9 protein-coding genes and 6 pseudogenes are annotated in these 12,788 nt (G+C 57.8%); all 15 read right to left on the bottom strand.

All coding sequences use genetic code 11. The features are described 5' to 3' along the window. Window positions 1–262: 262 nt before the first annotated feature. Window positions 263–502 carry a DUF1146 family protein gene (locus IC803_RS00075; protein ID WP_081207852.1) on the bottom strand — a complete coding sequence of 80 codons (240 nt, stop codon included), beginning with the start codon at window positions 500–502 and terminating at the stop codon, window positions 263–265. Window positions 503–653: 151 nt separating this feature from the next. Beyond that, window positions 654–2,148 (bottom strand): annotated as a pseudogene (nuoN, locus tag IC803_RS00070) (NADH-quinone oxidoreductase subunit NuoN). Window positions 2,149–2,153: 5 nt separating this feature from the next. Beyond that, window positions 2,154–3,731 carry an NADH-quinone oxidoreductase subunit M gene (locus IC803_RS00065; protein WP_081207854.1) on the bottom strand — a complete coding sequence of 526 codons (1,578 nt, stop codon included), beginning with the start codon at window positions 3,729–3,731 and terminating at the stop codon, window positions 2,154–2,156. Then, on the bottom strand, window positions 3,728–5,587 hold the full coding sequence (nuoL, locus tag IC803_RS00060) for an NADH-quinone oxidoreductase subunit L (protein WP_081207855.1): 1,860 nt from the start codon (window positions 5,585–5,587) through the stop codon (window positions 3,728–3,730). The genes IC803_RS00065 and nuoL overlap by 4 nt, the downstream gene beginning before the upstream one ends. Window positions 5,588–5,605: 18 nt before the next feature. Further along, on the bottom strand, window positions 5,606–5,911 hold the full coding sequence (gene nuoK, locus IC803_RS00055; protein WP_081207856.1) for an NADH-quinone oxidoreductase subunit NuoK: 306 nt from the start codon (window positions 5,909–5,911) through the stop codon (window positions 5,606–5,608). Continuing rightward, window positions 5,908–6,429: an NADH-quinone oxidoreductase subunit J gene (locus IC803_RS00050; protein WP_081207857.1), complete on the bottom strand. Its 522-nt coding sequence runs from the start codon at window positions 6,427–6,429 to the stop codon at window positions 5,908–5,910. The genes nuoK and IC803_RS00050 overlap by 4 nt, the downstream gene beginning before the upstream one ends. Then, a pseudogene (gene nuoI / locus IC803_RS00045) lies at window positions 6,426–6,844 on the bottom strand (NADH-quinone oxidoreductase subunit NuoI). Before nuoI ends, IC803_RS00050 begins: the two are co-directional and overlap by 4 nt. Before the next feature lie 116 nt (window positions 6,845–6,960). After that, window positions 6,961–7,962 carry an NADH-quinone oxidoreductase subunit NuoH gene (gene nuoH / locus IC803_RS00040; protein WP_190304287.1) on the bottom strand — a complete coding sequence of 334 codons (1,002 nt, stop codon included), beginning with the start codon at window positions 7,960–7,962 and terminating at the stop codon, window positions 6,961–6,963. Beyond that, entirely contained in the window at window positions 7,959–9,059 is a 1,101-nt protein-coding gene (locus IC803_RS00035) for an NADH-quinone oxidoreductase subunit D (RefSeq protein WP_081207859.1), read from the bottom strand. The genes nuoH and IC803_RS00035 overlap by 4 nt, the downstream gene beginning before the upstream one ends. 3 nt (window positions 9,060–9,062) lie before the next feature. After that, window positions 9,063–10,429, bottom strand: a pseudogene (locus IC803_RS00030) (NADH-quinone oxidoreductase subunit C). A 430-nt stretch (window positions 10,430–10,859) separates the two neighbouring features. Next, a complete protein-coding gene (locus IC803_RS00025) occupies window positions 10,860–11,006 on the bottom strand; it encodes a hypothetical protein (protein ID WP_190304317.1) in 147 nt (48 codons plus the stop codon). 3 nt (window positions 11,007–11,009) lie between these two features. Beyond that, a pseudogene (locus tag IC803_RS00020) lies at window positions 11,010–11,484 on the bottom strand (NADH-quinone oxidoreductase subunit B family protein). After that, window positions 11,475–11,843: an NADH-quinone oxidoreductase subunit A gene (locus IC803_RS00015; protein ID WP_081207860.1), complete on the bottom strand. Its 369-nt coding sequence runs from the start codon at window positions 11,841–11,843 to the stop codon at window positions 11,475–11,477. Before IC803_RS00015 ends, IC803_RS00020 begins: the two are co-directional and overlap by 10 nt. Before the next feature lie 369 nt (window positions 11,844–12,212). Then, window positions 12,213–12,612: pseudogene (locus tag IC803_RS00010) on the bottom strand (F0F1 ATP synthase subunit epsilon). A gap of 21 nt (window positions 12,613–12,633) precedes the next feature. Beyond that, window positions 12,634–12,783, bottom strand: a pseudogene (locus IC803_RS00005) (F0F1 ATP synthase subunit beta); the annotation flags it as partial. Between the last annotated feature and the right edge of the window lie 5 nt (window positions 12,784–12,788).

The raw sequence follows: 12,788 nt of genomic DNA, 5'->3' as shown, positions 1-12,788 counted from the left end.
CGAGGTATTTTTGAAATCGTTTTCATGTATAAAAAAAAGCGAGCAGGCAACGCTGCTCACTCGGGCAAAAGGCGTCCATGGCCGGGCGCATGGTGGAAGGAGGATGGAAGGCCGAGCGTCAAAATGTGTCGACCGTCGATCGCGGGCATCAGTGGTCAAGACCGCCAGCGGGGCAGAAGCATCACCGAGCGAGAGAGGGATGGGGCGATGCCGCTCCGCCCCCGCTTGAATGTGCTTGCTTCCTTTGGCGCGCCTCATCCCCCTACTCGCGGAACAAGTACGGCAAATCGGTCGACCACGCCCAATAGTCAAGGAAAAAGTTCGCGACGGTCGAACCGATGGCAATCGTGAGCAAAATGTACAAAAGCCACCCTTGGACGACGCGGTTCGGCTTCAGCAATACATCAATCCGCACGGCTTGCAGCGTCCACCATGTCACGGCGATAAACGCCAAATGAACGATAATGGAAATTAACGCGTGTTGGCCAACGATCGGCATCATCCTCATCCTCACCTCTTTCCTGCAAACTTCATGGATCGTCCGCCTCCCCCTGATTTGTGTACGGTTACCATCCCTGCTTAGGTGAAGAGGCTGGGGAGATCTCCGTCCAACCAAAAAGGGGAGAGGCGTTTCCTCTCCCCTTATTGTACCGCTACGGCAAAAAATCGCCAAAGTGGCCGAACTGGGCGAGCACATCGTACGCAAGCCCCGGCGCCCAACCGATCGCCAACGTCCCAAGCGCGCAAAGGACCACGGCGGTCGACAGCCCGGCCGGCAAACGCCGCAATGGCGCGAGGGAAGCCGGGCGGAAAAAAGAGCTGGACGAGCAAGTTGAAATAGTAGACGTACGAGATGACAGTCGTTACCGCCATCACCGCAGCGAGCACGTAATGGCCCGGCTCGGTGACGACAAGGCCGATGAACAAATAAAGCTTGGCGATAAATCCGGCGGTCCCTGGAATGCCGGCGAGCGAGAGCAAAAACAGCCCGAGCGCTGCAGCCAACAGCGGGCGGTGCCGGTATAAGCCGGCGAGCCCGGCTAAGTCATCGGAGCCGGTTTCGTTCACGATATGCGCCACGATGGCAAACGCCCCGATGTTCATAAACACATAAGCCAGCAAGTAGATCCAAAGCGAATCGATCATCGCCCACGACATCGCGGCAAACCCGGCGAGCAAATAGCCGGCATGGGCGATGCTTGAGTAGGCGAGCAGTCGCTTTAAGCTCCGCTGCCTTAGCGCCACAACGTTGCCGATGATCATCGTCAGCCCGGCCAGCACGGTAATCACCGGCTGCATCGATAACAAGAGCGACGACGGATCTCGGCCTTCTGCCGGCGCGGCGGCAAAAATCGTCACAAACAGGCGGAGGAGAAGAACAAAACCGGCCGTTTTCGACACGACGGAAAAAAACGCCGTCGCCGGAACGGGCGCTCCTTCGTACACGTCCGGCGCCCACATATGGAACGGGACGGTCGCGAGCTTGAACGAAACGCCAATCAGCAAAAGAAGGAAGGCTAAACCAAGCATGTACGGCTCGTTCGTCTCTTGCAGCTGGCGCGCGATATCGCCGAGATTCGTCGTCCCGGTCAAGCCGAACACGTAACTCATGCCAAACAGCATGATGGCGGTGGCAATGCCGCCGTTAATGACGTATTTCAGCGCGGCCTCGTTCGACGATGTGGCAGTTTTGCGCAAGCCGGCCAAAATGTACGACGATACGGTCAACAGCTCAATGCTGACGAACAAGGCCAGCAAATCGCCGCTGGATGCCGTCATCATCGCTCCAAGCAACGCAAACAGCATCATATAGGCAAATTCCCCGCGGTAGCGGCTCCCTTCTTTCGGCTCCCACTCAGCGACAAGAAGAAGCGCGAGCGCCCCGCCAGCTAATAGGATGAGCTTGAACGCTTTCGCAAACCCATCCAATCGGAACGTATCATGCAAAATCGAAACCGGCTCGGCTGGAATCATCATCGCCGTCGCGATGAGCGCGAGCACCGCGCCAGCGGCGGCGCCCCAAGCGAGCGGCCGGCGGCTTCGCTCCTTCGGCATGGCCAAATCAACCAACAGCAGCACAACCGCCGCCGCGAGGACGATCCATTCGGGTGCCATCATGCTCCAATTCGCTTGCCATACATCGTTCATGTCGATCAACCCCCTAACCCGTTCATCATCGTCTCTAACACGGCAGCAAGCGGTCCAGCCAATAGCTGCGGATACACGCCGACCGCCACGATCAAGGCGACGAGGATGAACGCCGGCACGGCTTCTTTCGCTTGCAAATCAATAACGGTCCCTCGCGGTTCACTGAAACTCGCCGCAGACTCTTGCAGCCCGCGCAGACTTAACGACGATTCATATCGCTCGCGGGCGCGGCCGAATGTGATGTCAAGAATGGCTCGCAGCGAGTAAACAGCCGCGAAAATCAACCCAAGTGCCCCGGCCGCTGCAAGGGCCGGCTTCGTTTCAAACAGTCCAAGGAAAGCGGTAAATTCGCCGACAAATCCAGCGAGCCCCGGCAAGCCGAGCAGGGCGAGCGCCGCCGTTAACAAATACCCGGAAAAAAGCGGCATCGCTTTCGCCAGTCCGCCAAGGCGTTGAATGTCGGTCGTACCGATCCGGTTGGCGAGAACGCCGACGAGTAAAAACGACAAGGCGGCGATAAGTCCGTGGGCGACCGACTGGAACACCGCCCCTTGAATGCCGGCTTCATTGAGCGCGCCAAGGCCGACGAGCACGACCCCCATATGCGATACGCTCGAATAGGCCAACACATGTTTCAACTCGCGCTGCCGAAGCGCCAACAGCGCGCCGTATAGGATGTTGACGACCCCGAGCACGGCGATGACACCGGCGAACGTGCGAAATTCATCCGGAAACAAGCCGATCCCAAAGCGAATCATCCCGTATGCCGCGATTTTCAGCAATACCCCGGCGTGAAGCATCACGACCGGCGGTGGCGCTTCCACGTGAACGCGGATGAGCCAGCGATGAAGCGGCACAGTCGGCAGCTTGAAGGCAAACGCCAACAGCAACCCGCCAAGCAGCCAGTGCCGGACTTCCAACGTCAACGGAGCGATCAGCTGCCCTTCGGCGACCGGATTATGTAACATTTCATGCAGCAAGGCGAAATTCGCTGTTCCGGTGCGGGCGACAAGCACTGCGATCACCACCAGCAACAGCGCCGAACCGAGCCCGTTGTACAGCAAGTAGCTGTATGCCGCCCGTTCGCGCTCAAAGCCGCCCCATTTGCCGACGAGCAAAAACATCGCAACAAGCGTCACCTCTAAGAAGAGGAAAAACCAGATGAAATTGGCGGCGGCAAACACGCCCAGCATGCCGATCTCCAGCGCGAGCAGCCACATAAAATACCCTTTTTTCTCCACTTTGACAAGCAAGGACGCGACAGCAGCCAATGTCCCGAGCACGGCGGTCAAGACGATAAATAGAAGCGACAGCCCGTCAATGCTGAGTTCATAGCGGATCACATACGCCGCGTCCGTGAAAAACGGGAGGTCAGCAAGCCGCACCCAATCATACGCTTCATCGAGCTGCTCAAGGCGAAAGCCGCGCCCCGCCTGAATGAACGCGAACAACGCCAGCAATAATGGCGGCACGGTGGCAGCCGTCCCGAGCCATTGAATCGTTTTCGCATCCGTTCGGCGGACAAACGCCAGCAAAACGATGCCTAACAACGGCGAAAAGACGAGCAGCGACAAAAAGCTCATAGCCAGTCCCCCCCTGTCAACGCAAAGATGACGACCAAAATGGCCAATCCAGCCACCGTCACCGCCCCGTACGTCTGCGCTTGCCCGTTTTGCCCGCGCGATCCGGCGGAAGCGGCCGCGCTCACCGTTCCGGTGACAAGCCGAACGAGCCCCTCGACAAGGTAACGGTCGACATACGCCAACAGGCGGCTAATGAATGACACCAGCGCCACAACGGTCCACCGGTAAAGGTCGTCAATGTAATAGTGGCGGCGCAACAATTCGTACCCGTGCGGCGCACGCGCGGACAACCAGTCGCGCGGCACGGTCCGCTTTCCGTACATGAGCCAGGCAAGGAGAATTCCCGCAAGCGACACGATCGTCGCCACAACAGCGATCCATCCTGGCGCCGCTTCATGATGGTACGTCCCGTCGGTCAGCCACTCGCCGAGAAACGAGCCAAACCAAGGGGTTTGAATGTACCCGGCAGCGACCGATAGTACGCCGAGCACGACCATCGGCCCGACCATCGACATCGGCGCTTCATGAGCGTCTCCATCATGGCGATGGCGCGCCTCACCGGCGAAAACGAGGAAAAAGAGCCGGAACATGTAAAATGACGTCAACAGCGCCGCGGCGACCGCCAGCCAAAAGAGCTCGACCGACCCGTTCATCCAAGCGGCGGCCAAAATTTCATCCTTGCTGAAAAAGCCGGCAAACAGCGGAACCCCGCTGATCGACAGCGCCCCGACAAGAAACAGCGGCGCGGTCCACGGCATCCGCCGCCAAAGCCCGCCCATTTCCTCAATGTTTTGCGTATGGACAGCGTGAATGACGCTGCCGGCGGCCAAAAAGAGCAACGCTTTGAAAAAGGCGTGCGTCGTTAAATGGAAGATGGCGGCGACATAGCTGCCCGAGCCGAGCGCAAGCATCATATAGCCGAGCTGGCTGATCGTCGAATAGGCGAGGACACGTTTAATGTCCGTCTGCACCAAGCCGATCGTCGCGGCGAAAATCGCCGTCACCCCGCCGATCACCGCCACGGTCATCATAGCAGCCTCGCTTGCCTCATAGAGCGGGAACAGCGCCGCTACGAGGTACACCCCGGCCGCCACCATCGTCGCGGCGTGGATGAGCGCCGACACGGGTGTCGGACCTTCCATCGCATCCGGGAGCCACGTATGGAGCGGGAACTGCCCGGACTTGCCGATGGCGCCGATGAAAATGAGGATGGCCGTCAATGTCGTCATGCCGGGCGACAGCGTGCCATCGCCAACGGCGCGGAAAATGTCGTCATAATCAAAGCTTTTCGTCTGCCAAAACAAGAGCAGCATGCCGATAAAAAAGCCGACATCGCCGATGCGCGTCATAATAAACGCCTTTTTCGCGGCCGCTTTTGCTTCTTCTTTGTAGAAGTAAAACCCGATCAGCAAAAACGACCCGAGCCCGACGAGCTCCCAAAAGATGTACGCCTGCAGCAAGTTCGGCGACAGCACAAGCCCAAGCATGGCAAAGGTAAACAACCCTAAATACGCATAAAACGTCGAAAACCGCTCATCCCCGGCCATATAGCCTTGCGAATAAATGTGGACGAGCCAGCTGACAAAAGCGACGACGACGAGCATCCATGCGTTTAACGCTGTAACGGAAAACCCGACCGTCAACGTGACGTCACCGATCTGCATCCATGTCCAGTTCGCTTCATGCGTCGCTCCGCCAAAGCGGCCGGCTAATACGCCGAGCGCCGCAAGCAACGACAGCAGCGTGGCAGCGATGCCGACATAGGCGCTCGCTTTCTTCCATTTCCGCCCGAACAACAGCAGCAAAGCAAACGAACAAAGCGGGAACAGCGGCACAACCCAAGCCAGGTTCATCATCTTTCCCCATCCCCTTTTCTAATGTTTCAATGAGTTGGCTTCATCGACTTGAACCGTTTTGCGGTTGCGATAAAAGGCGATGAGCGTTGCCAAGCCGACAGCCGCCTCCGCTGCCGCTACGGCGATCGCAAACAGCGCGAACACGTGCCCGTGAACGCCGGGATGGGCGCCATATTTGGCAAAAGCGACGAAATTGATGTTGACCGCATTTAACATCAGTTCGATACAAATGAGGACAATGACCGTATTTCGCTTCGTGAGCGCCCCGTACAGCCCGATGCAAAACAAGATGAGCGCCAACGCCAAATAAGCCGATAATGTCATTCGTCTTCCGCCTCCTTGCCGTCTTTTCTCGCCAGCACAATCGCCCCGATCAAGGCGACAAGCAAAATGACGGACACGATTTCAAACGGGATCGTATAATACGAATACAACCATTTGCCGATCTCCCTCACGTTATCAGCCGGAAGCGCGCTGCCATCGGCGCCGAAATCGAGGCGGCGGATGCCGAAGTAAACGGCAAGGCCAAAGGCGAGGACAGAGATGGCGGCAACCGCTTTATGCCAAACGCCGCCTGTCGTTTGACGCTCCTTGTCGTCGGCGTGATGACGCGTCAGCATGATCGCAAACAGCATAATGATCGTGATGGCTCCGGAATAAATAAGCACTTGAACAACGGCGACAAACTCGGCGGAAAGAAGGACGTACAGCCCGGCGATGCCTAAAAACGTCATGACGAGGGCGATGACCATGTGAACGACATTCGTCAGTTGAAGCATCGTCACCCCGCCGGCAATGGCCGCAAGGGCGAGCAGGAAAAAAGCAATGTCAGTTCCGCTCACGGCTTATTCTCCCTTCTTACGTTCGTGTCATTTTCATCGAGCCAAGTCAAATCTTTGTAGAGGGCATCGCGGCTGTATTCAGCGAGTTCGAAGTTGTTCGTCATGACAATCGCTTCCGTCGGACAGACTTCCGTGCATAAATCGCATAAAATGCAAATTTCAAAGTTAATGTTGTACGTCTCAATCACTTTCCCTTTTTTCGTCGGATCGGGATGTTTTTCCCGGTCAGCTGGATGCATTCCGTCGGACAAATGTTCATGCATTGATTGCAGACGATGCATTTTTCCGGATAAAACTTTTGGATGCCGCGAAACCGGTCCGGGAGCGGGAGCGGCTCGTGCGGGTAATCGTACGTCACCTTTTCGCGCGTCAACTCTTTTAACGTATACGCTAATCCTTTCACTAACCCGATCATCCGTCCAACCCCTCTCGTGGGAAAAATGACGTTCCGGCACGGCCTCTTTCCTTGAATAAAGAAGCCTTGCTTATGGATAGCGGCCGCCTCCCAGCCAGGCGGGCGCCTCGTTTCTTCTAGAAGAACAACGATTTTATCACGGCCGTCAACACGATGTTGACGAGCGAAAGCGGGAGCAGCACTTTCCAAGCAAACTCCATCAGCTGATCAGCGCGCACGCGCGGGAACGTCGCGCGAAACCAGATGAGGACAAAGACGATGGCGCAAAACTTGAGCGCAAACCAGACTGCGCCGGGAATCCAGCCAAGAAACGCAACCGGGTGCCAGCCGCCCAAAAACAAAATCGTCGTCAAGGCCGCCATCGCAAACAAATACACATACTCGGCGAGCATAAAGAACGCCCAGCGGAATCCGGAATATTCGACGTGAAATCCGGCGACAAGCTCGGACTCCGCCTCCGGCAAGTCAAATGGCGTCCGGTTCAATTCAGCCACCGCAGCGACAAGGAAAATCAAAAACGCAAGCGGCTGGGCAAAAATGAACCATATGTCTTGTTGTGCGTTGACAATGTCGACTAAGTTCATGCTTCCGGCTAAGAGCACGACGCCGAGCGCTGACATGACGAGCGGAATTTCGTACGAAATCATTTGCGCTGCCGCGCGCATGCCGCCAAGCAGGGCGTATTTGTTGTTCGATGCCCAGCCGCCGGCGACAACGCCGATCGTCGTTAAGCCGGAAACCGCAATATAGTACAGCAGGCCCACACCGATATCAGCAAACCGGAACGCGTCGGTAAACGGCAGCACCGCCAGCACCATAAATGACGGCGTAAAGGCGATGATCGGCGCCAGCACGTACAGCGGTCGGTCAGCCGCTTTCGGAATCGTATCTTCCTTCAACAGCAGCTTCAATACGTCAGCGACCGTTTGGAGCAATCCAAAACGGCCGCCGACTTGGTTCGGGCCGATGCGCCCTTGCATAAATCCCATCACTTTCCGTTCCGCTAAAATGCCGTATGTGACGAACCCGAGCACGACCGCCAGCAAAAGCGCCCCGAGCCCGAAAAAGACGGCGACATTCGTCCAGCTTGGCGCCGATTCGAGCCATTGTTCCATTATCCGTCGACCTCCCCGAGCACAATGTCAATCGATCCGAGAATGGCGATGACGTTGGCCAAATTTTCTCCTTTCAGCAGCTTCGGGAGTATTTGCAAGTTGTAAAACGATGGGCGCCGGAATTTGAGACGGTACGGCTCTTTTTTGCCGTCGCTCGCAATATAGCAGCCGATCTCGCCGCGCGGCGCTTCGATGCGGACAAACGTCTCGCCGGGCGGCGCTTTGATGATGCGCGGCACTTTTCCCATGATCGGCCCGTCGGCCGGAAACTGTTCGCACGCCTGTTCAATAATGCGAAGCGACTGTTCAATTTCCGCCATCCGGCATTCGTAGCGAGCAAGACAGTCGCCGCCCTCGCGCACCGGCACATCGAAATCAAACCGGTCATAGATCGAATACGGCTCATCTTTGCGCAAATCCCATTTGACGCCGGTCGACCGCAAGTTGACCCCGCTTAACGAATAGCTGATCGCCTCTTCTTTCGTATACCGCCCGACACCGGTGACGCGTTCGCGGAAAATCTCGTTGCCGGTGACAAGGTCATGGTAGCCGGCGAGTTTTTCCCGCATGTACGGGACAAACTGTTTCACTTTGTCGATCCAGCCGTCCGGCGCATCCCACTTGACGCCGCCAATGCGCATATAGTTGAACGTCAGCCGCGCTCCAGACAGCTCATTTAATAGATTAATAATCATTTCCCGCTCGCGGAACGCGTACAAAAACGGACTCGTCGCGCCGAGGTCAAGCAAGTACGTCCCCCACCAGACGAGATGGCTGGCGATCCGCCCAAGCTCCATGGCGAGAACGCGCAAATATTCGGCCCGCTCCGGCACTTCAATGCCCATCATCGTTTCGACCGCATGGCAAAGCACATAGTTGTTCGTCATCGCTGACAAATAGTCCATCCGGTCGGTGTACGGGATGATTTGCGTATATTGCAGCCCTTCGGCGATTTTCTCCGTCCCGCGGTGCAAGTAGCCGATGACCGGCGTCGCCTCTTGGATGATTTCACCGTCAATTGTTAAAATGAGGCGAAACACCCCGTGCGTGCTCGGGTGCTGGGGGCCGACGTTTAAAATCATCTCTTCTGTGCGCAGCATCGTTTACACCTCCGCATCATACGGCTCGTAATCTTTGCGCAGCGGATGCCCGACCCATTGCTCCCCTAGGAAGATGCGGATTAAGTTCGGGTGGCCGCGGAATCGGATGCCAAGCAAATCGTACGCTTCGCATTCCGGCCAGTTCGCCCCTGGCCAAAGCGGGACGAGCGAATCGACTTCCGGGTTGTCGCGCTCGATTTTCACTTTGAGCGCCACCGGCTGCCGGTTCGGATACGAATACAAGTGGACGTACACTTCCATATGCGTTTGAAAATCGGTTCCGTGCAGCTCAGACAAATAATCAAACCGGAGCTGCTCATTGTGTTTCAAAAACTCGGCCACCTTGTAGTACGCTGCTTTGCTGACAACAAGCGTCGGCACATCTTTCGCCAGCCGGTTGATATAGGCGTCTTCGAGCACATCCGGCCCGAGATGTTCCTCAATGACGCGGACATATTTTTGCAGCAGTGGATCGTTCGGCGACGGAGAAGACGGCGGTTCCGTTCCGCCGTCGGCGCCAGCGGCTTTCGCCTTCGCCCGGGCGGCGGCTGCTGCTTTTGCCTTCGCCGCGGCCGCTGCCTTCTGTTTCGCCGCGTCATCATCGGCGGCGCCGCCTTGCTGCTTCGCCATGGCGGCAGCCCGCGCCTTCGCCGCGGCCGCAGCTTTCGCCTTCGCGGCCGCTGCCGCTTTTGCTTCGCCAGCTCGTCGTCGCTTCCCGCCGCTTCAGCTGCCTTTTGTTTAGCCAACGCCTCAGCCTTCGCCTTAGCCGCCGCGGCAGCCTTTTTCTTCGCTAACTCGAGGTCATCTTCCGACGCCCCTCCCGACGCCGACGCCTCGCGCTGCCGACGCAGTTCCGCCGCCTTCGCTCGCGCTTCTTCCGCCGCTTTTCTTTTCGCCGCCTCGAGATCGTCGCCCGACGCCCCTCCCGACGCCGACGCCTCGCGCTGCCGACGCAGTTCCGCCGCCTTCGCTCGCGCTTCTTCCGCCGCTTTTCTCTTCGCCGCCTCGAGGTCGTCGCCCGACGCCCCTCCCGACGCCGACGCCTCACGCTGCCGACGCAGTTCCGCCGCCTTCGCTCGCGCTTCTTCCGCCGCTTTTCTCTTCGCCGCCTCGAGGTCGTCGCCCGACGCCCCTCCCGACGCCGACGCCTCACGCTGCCGACGCAGTTCCGCCGCCTTCGCCCGCGCTTCTTCCGCCGCTTTTCTCTTCGCCGCCTCGAGGTCGTCGCCCGACGCCCCTCCTGACGCCGACGCCTCGCGCTGCCGACGCAGTTCCGCCGCCTTCGCTCGCGCCTCTTCCGCCGCTTTTCTCTTCGCCGCTTCGAGGTCGTCGCCCGACGCCCCTCCCGACGCCTCACGCTGCCGACGCAGTTCCGCCGCCTTCGCTCGCGCCTCTTCCGCCGCTTTTCTCTTCGCCGCCTCGAGGTCGTCGCCCGACGCCCCTCCCGACGCCTCACGCTGCCGACGCAGTTCAGCCGCCTTCGCTCGCGCCTCTTCCGCCGCTTTTCTCTTCGCCGCCTCGAGGTCGTCGCCCGACGCCCCTCCCGACGCCTCACGCTGCCGACGCAGTTCAGCCGCCTTCGCTCGCGCCTCTTCCGCCGCTTTTCTCTTCGCCGCCTCGAGGTCGTCGCCCGACGCCCCTCCTGACGCCGACGCCTCGCGCTGCCGACGCAGTTCAGCCGCCTTCGCTCGCGCCTCTTCAGCGGCCCGTTTTTCGCTAAGGCGATGTCTTCAGCTGATGTCGGCTGTGTCGCGCCCGACTCTTCCTTTGCCGGGCGGGTGGGCGAATCCGAAGGCGTTTTCAAATCGCTGTCTGGAGCGCCGCCGTGGTTAGCGGTCGACTTGGCCTGTTCGGCCGCCCGCTTGGCGGCCAGCCGTTCACGCGCCAGCTGTTTCGCCCGCTCGGCTGCTTCTTTTTTCGCTGGGCCAAATCTTTTTCCTCATCCATCGGTTACAACACCTTCTTCCCTGTTTTGGCTTCCAGACGAATTTTTTCTTTTAATTTATGAATGCCGTAAATCAGCGCCGCAGGGTTCGGCGGACAGCCAGGTATGTACACGTCGACCGGGACAATTTGGTCAACCCCTTTCACGACGCTGTACGATTTGACGTACGGTCCGCCCGCCGTCGCGCACGACCCCATGGCGATCACCCATTTTGGCTCCGGCGCCCGTCACCGTTCCGGAGACGATCATGACGTCTGATTGCCGCGGCGAGGCGCGGAAAAATGAACCGAACCGGTCAAGGTCATAATGGGCGCCGCCGACGGCCATCATCTCAATCGCGCAACAGGCGAGGCCGAACGTCAGCGGCCAGAGCGAGTTGCTTCGCGCCCATCCTTTTAACTGTTCCAGCGTTGTAAAAAACACGTTTCGCTTTACTTCTTCCATCTCAGCAAACGTCAAGCCATCCCATTTTACATCCATCGTAACACCTTCTTTTTCCAGGCATAAATGAGGCCAATGGCAAGCAAAACGATGAAAATGATCATTTCCACTAAAGCAAACAAGCCGAGTTGATCATAGACGACCGCCCACGGGTATAAAAACACCGTCTCCACATCAAAAATGACAAATAACAAGGCAAATAAGTAATAGCGGACTTGGAACTGGATGCGCGAGTCATGAAACGGAATGTTACCGCTTTCATAAGTCGTCGCCTTCACCTCGTCCGGCACGTGCGGCCGCAGCCATCGTCCAGCCGTAAGCGCCCCGATCGGCAACAGCACCCCGAGGCAAAGAAAGACGAAAACAATCAAATAACTGTTGGCATAAATGTTGCTCAACCAGCTCGCCTCCTTCCCGGTTTACTACATACGTATGATGTTAATGATGAAATTTTTAAACAATTCCTTCGATTTCATTATAACATTTATATCCAGCCGTGTCAGCAAAACTTCGGGTTATCACTGCCAACACTGTAGGAAGCCGCGAAACGCAGCCAGACCTTGTTCGATTGACGCGCCAGGCGCAAACAGCGTGCTTCCTCCCCACTCGGTCCAAGGCGAATCAGGCCCCGACAGGCCCCTTGATGCCCAATGCGATGGTTCGTGTCGAGTTTTCACCAAACACTGACGCCGCCTACGCTCACGCGTAGAAGTGGGAATCTGCTCGGTTTAGGATAATAAAAAGCAGAGAAGCGTTTGCTTCTCTGCTTATCTCGTTTCAGCAACGTTCAAGCGATTCACGGCGCGTTTTAACGCCAGTTCGGCCCGCTTGAAGTCGATGTCGTCCTGCTGGCTTTGCAGGCGGCGCTCCGCCCGCTCTTTCGCCGCTTTGGCGCGGAGGACATCGATGTCTTCCGCCCGCTCAGCCGCTTGGGCCAAAATCGTCACTTTGTCCGGGCGGACTTCCAAAAGCCGCCGCTGACCGCAACATAGTCCGTTTTGCCGTCCTTTTCAGACGGGCCGCGCTAATCTCAAGCGGAGCGACAAGCGGAATGTGCCCCGGCAAAATGCCGAGCTCGCCGCTTTTCGCCTTCACGCTTACCATTTCCACATCGCCTTCGTACACCGGGCCATCAGGAGTGACGACGCTCACATGGATCGTTTTCATTGTCCAATCCCCTATCCCGGGTCACACTTCGACACCCATCGCTTTCGCTTTTTCGACAACTTCTTCAATGCGGCCGACTAAGCGGAACGCATCTTCCGGAAGGTGGTCGTATTTGCCCTCCAAAATTTCTTTAAAGCCGCGCACCGTTTCCTTAACCGGCACGTACGAACCCGGTT

Origin of the sequence: Geobacillus sp. 46C-IIa (assembly GCF_014679505.1) — a bacterium.
Classification (GTDB): domain Bacteria; phylum Bacillota; class Bacilli; order Bacillales; family Anoxybacillaceae; genus Geobacillus.
The sequence above is the reverse complement of the archived record's forward strand: the minus strand, read 5'-3'. Positions and strand labels throughout refer to the sequence as shown.

Bases quoted from the DNA above. Each gene is read 5' to 3' on its own strand.
- IC803_RS00035 (WP_081207859.1), bottom strand. From the start codon at position 9,059: ATGCTGCGCACAGAAGAGATGATTTTAAACGTCGGCCCCCAGCACCCG.
- IC803_RS00025 (WP_190304317.1), bottom strand. From the start codon at position 11,006: ATGGATGAGGAAAAAGATTTGGCCCAGCGAAAAAAGAAGCAGCCGAGC.
- IC803_RS00075 (WP_081207852.1), bottom strand. From the start codon at position 502: ATGATGCCGATCGTTGGCCAACACGCGTTAATTTCCATTATCGTTCAT.
- nuoK (WP_081207856.1), bottom strand. From the start codon at position 5,911: ATGACATTATCGGCTTATTTGGCGTTGGCGCTCATCTTGTTTTGCATC.
- IC803_RS00065 (WP_081207854.1), bottom strand. From the start codon at position 3,731: ATGAGCTTTTTGTCGCTGCTCGTCTTTTCGCCGTTGTTAGGCATCGTT.
- nuoL (WP_081207855.1), bottom strand. From the start codon at position 5,587: ATGATGAACCTGGCTTGGGTTGTGCCGCTGTTCCCGCTTTGTTCGTTT.